Annotated in this window: 6 protein-coding genes; 2 read left to right on the forward strand and 4 right to left on the reverse strand. The window is 60.6% G+C overall.

Annotated elements, in window-relative coordinates; all coding sequences use genetic code 11:
• Window positions 1–53: 53 nt before the first annotated feature.
• Together rpsI and rplM are read right to left on the reverse strand one after the other, a co-directional pair.
• Window positions 54–458: a 30S ribosomal protein S9 gene (rpsI, locus tag HMPREF1546_RS15535; protein WP_021749304.1), complete on the reverse strand. Its 405-nt coding sequence runs from the start codon at window positions 456–458 to the stop codon at window positions 54–56.
• 15 nt (window positions 459–473) lie between these two features.
• A complete protein-coding gene (gene rplM, locus HMPREF1546_RS15540; RefSeq protein ID WP_036630356.1) occupies window positions 474–905 on the reverse strand; it encodes a 50S ribosomal protein L13 in 432 nt (143 codons plus the stop codon).
• Window positions 906–1,164: 259 nt separating this feature from the next.
• Between rplM and HMPREF1546_RS15545 the strand changes: the two genes are divergently transcribed.
• Window positions 1,165–1,683, forward strand: coding sequence for a hypothetical protein (locus HMPREF1546_RS15545; protein ID WP_036630354.1), 519 nt, complete (start codon window positions 1,165–1,167; stop codon window positions 1,681–1,683).
• A 2-nt stretch (window positions 1,684–1,685) separates the two neighbouring features.
• Here the strand turns inward: HMPREF1546_RS15545 and HMPREF1546_RS15550 are convergent, their stop codons facing one another.
• Together HMPREF1546_RS15550 and HMPREF1546_RS15555 are read right to left on the reverse strand one after the other, a co-directional pair.
• Window positions 1,686–1,949, reverse strand: a complete 264-nt coding sequence (locus HMPREF1546_RS15550; RefSeq protein WP_021749301.1) for a pro-sigmaK processing inhibitor BofA family protein — start codon at window positions 1,947–1,949, stop codon at window positions 1,686–1,688.
• Complete coding sequence (locus HMPREF1546_RS15555; protein ID WP_025544947.1) at window positions 1,940–2,203, reverse strand: DUF2508 family protein; 264 nt, start codon at window positions 2,201–2,203, stop codon at window positions 1,940–1,942. Before HMPREF1546_RS15555 ends, HMPREF1546_RS15550 begins: the two co-directional genes overlap by 10 nt.
• Window positions 2,204–2,282: 79 nt before the next feature.
• Between HMPREF1546_RS15555 and HMPREF1546_RS15560 the strand changes: the two genes are divergently transcribed.
• Entirely contained in the window at window positions 2,283–2,759 is a 477-nt protein-coding gene (locus HMPREF1546_RS15560) for a nucleoside deaminase (RefSeq protein WP_021749299.1), read from the forward strand.
• The last annotated feature ends 136 nt before the right edge of the window (window positions 2,760–2,895 follow it).

The following is a 2,895-nucleotide window of genomic DNA, read 5'->3' on the forward strand; positions in this document are numbered from 1 at the left end:
AAAAACCCCCGCCACATTGCTGTGGCGGGATTTTTGAAAGTGCAATCGAAGAATCAGCGCTTGGAGAACTGGGGAGCCCGACGGGCGGCCTTGAGGCCGTACTTCTTACGCTCCTTCATACGAGGATCGCGGGTCAGGAAACCGGCCTTCTTCAGGATGGGACGGTTGTCCTCGCTGGCCAGCAGCAGGGCGCGGGCGATACCGTGCCGCAGGGCGCCGGCCTGGCCGGACACGCCGCCGCCGGTGACAGTGGCCACAACATCCATCTTGCCGGTGTTGCCGGTGGCCTCCAGAGGCTGACGGACCAGCATCTTCAGGGTGTCCAGACCGAAATACTCATCAATGCTCCGGCCGTTGACGGTGATGGAGCCGGTGCCGTTGGGGAACAGATGGACGCGGGCCACAGAGGACTTCCGGCGACCAGTGCCATACAGATAGGGCTTCTTGGACTGATACATACTTCAAACTCCTCCTTATTCCGCGTCCAGAGCGACGGGCTTCTGAGCCTGCTGCTCGTAGTTGGCGTCCGCATAGATGTGCAGCCGCTTCAGGGATTCCTTGCCGATGGTGTTCTTGGGCAGCATACCGCGGACAGCCACCTTCATGGCCAGCTCGGGCTGCTCCTGCATCAGGATGCGGTAGGGGGTCTCCTTCAGGCCGCCAATCCAGCCGGAGTGGGTACGGTACATCTTCTGGGTGCCCTTCTTGCCGGTCAGCACAGCCTTGCCGGCGTTGATGATGATGACATAGTCACCGCAGTCGGCGTTGGGGGTGAAAGTGGGCTTGGTCTTGCCGCGCAGCAGGTCGGCAGCCCGGACAGCGGTCTTGCCCAGGGGCTTGCCCGCGGCGTCCAGGATGTACCACTTACGCTCAATGTTGGCCTTGTTTGCCATAAAAGTGGACATGGTGTTTCCTCCGTATATTGAAATTCTTTGCTTTGCTTTACAAATCAAGAGCTCCGGGTTACAATCGGAGCAAGGATATTTATACCACGGCGGCGGGGGAATGTCAACGGGGATTTCGTTTAACCGGGATAAATCTCTAAATTTCTCTTGATACCTCTTATTATCTCCTGATTTCTCGCGTTCTATTTTGAATTTTTCGGGGGAAGGCCCTGTACGCCGAAACGCCTGGGGGCGCTGGATCTTCTGCGCAGCCGGCCTTATGCGGATTCTCTGCGCCGTTGTATATACCTCCATGATCTATGGCAGAAGCCCTGGGGAGATCGCTCGCTATCTCCGCTGGGAGATGGCGGACCGGGGCACCGGCCCCATCCGACTGCCGGCGGTGGGGGACGATGGGCCGGACCGCTTCGCTATGTTTTTGGGCGAGAGAAAACCGGACGAGCGTTACATCGTCCGGTTCCGTCAGAATGTCGATGGGGACTATGAAGCGTATGGGCATCCGGTGTGGATGTACGGCCCGTACCCGGTGCGGGGCGTATACACCCAGGCCCTGGACGGCGGCGGTGAGGTCTGCTTAGCCGTCTGGAACGAGTCGGAGACGTTGGCGGAGGTCCGGCTGCGGGTGGATGATGGCCCGGAGGAGTCCGTCTCCATCCCCGCCCCGCCGTCTCTGACTATCTGGCGGTTTACAGGCGGGGACATGGGCTGGCACCTGAAGGACTGGTATTTTGATGCCCGGGGTGAAGAACTGTCCTGGCGTCTGAAAACAATTATGTAATGCTACAAAACCCACTGGACCAACAGCAGCAGCACAAATCCCGGCAGGCCCAGAACGGCGATCACCAGGGCATTCCACAGGTTCAGCCCCAGGGCGATGCCGGTGAGGCCCGCCGTCAGCCGTACGGCCCCCAGGGCCAGAAACCCCAGCAGGGTGTTCAGCAGCAGCTTCAATGCCAGGCGGAAAGGGGAGCTGAACACCCGAATCAGGGCGACGAGAAAGAAGCCCGCCAGGATGGCGGCGATGATCTTCTGACTCAGGTCCATGTGGACGCCCCCTCCAGCCCGGCGGCGGCCGCCGCCTCGGGACTCCGCTCCTTGATGGCGCGGATCAGATAGTTGCACCGGGCCTTCACGGCGCTGATCTGGTAGACGCAGGACTCCACCAGCTCCGGGTCCAGGGCCTGGTCGAACTGGCGATAGGCCTGGGCCAGGTCCCCCTGGGCCTCCAGCAGCTCGGCCTTCAGGGTTAGCAGCTCCGGGTCGGGGCGGGCGGCTTTCTTGGCAAAAACAGGTTTCATGGCAGTGTCCCTCCTATCCATATTCTTACGGGGAGTTTGGACAAATATGCCAGCTTTCATACAAGGAGGCAGGAGGAACATGCCAACAGAACAGGAGAACTTCATGGCCCAGGCTCTGGCGCTGGCGGCGGAGGCCGCGGCGGCGGGGGAGGTGCCCGTGGGCTGCGTTATCGTCCGGGACGGGGAAATCGTGGGCCGGGGCCGCAACCGGCGGGAGGAGAAGCAGGCCACCGCCTCCCATGCGGAGATGGAGGCCATTGCCCAGGCCAACGAGCACCTCGGCACCTGGCGGCTGGATGACTGCGAACTGTACGTGACGCTGGAGCCCTGCCCCATGTGCGCGGGGGCTATCCTGAATGCCCGTATCCGCCGGGTTTGGTACGGCGCCCGGGACGAGGCCTTCGGTGCCTGCGGCGGCGTGACCAACCTGTTTATGGAGAGCTTCCCCAACCGGCCCGCCCTGGTGGGCGGCATTCTGGGAGAGGACTGCCGCCGGGTGCTGGCGGATTTTTTTGCCGGGCTCCGGGGCGGAGAAAAAATCGACCCTCAGATTTGATTTAAGACTTTTGTAACAATTGATGCTGGTTTGCTTAACAACTCTCTAGTATCTTAATACTTGCAAGAGACAAAACTTCTTTTCATCCAATCTTCCAAAAAATAGGGAAACGGACCAGCCGAAAGGCTGGTCCGTT

This window comes from Oscillibacter sp. KLE 1745 (genome assembly GCF_000469445.2).
Classification (GTDB): Bacteria; Bacillota; Clostridia; order Oscillospirales; family Oscillospiraceae; genus Oscillibacter; species Oscillibacter welbionis.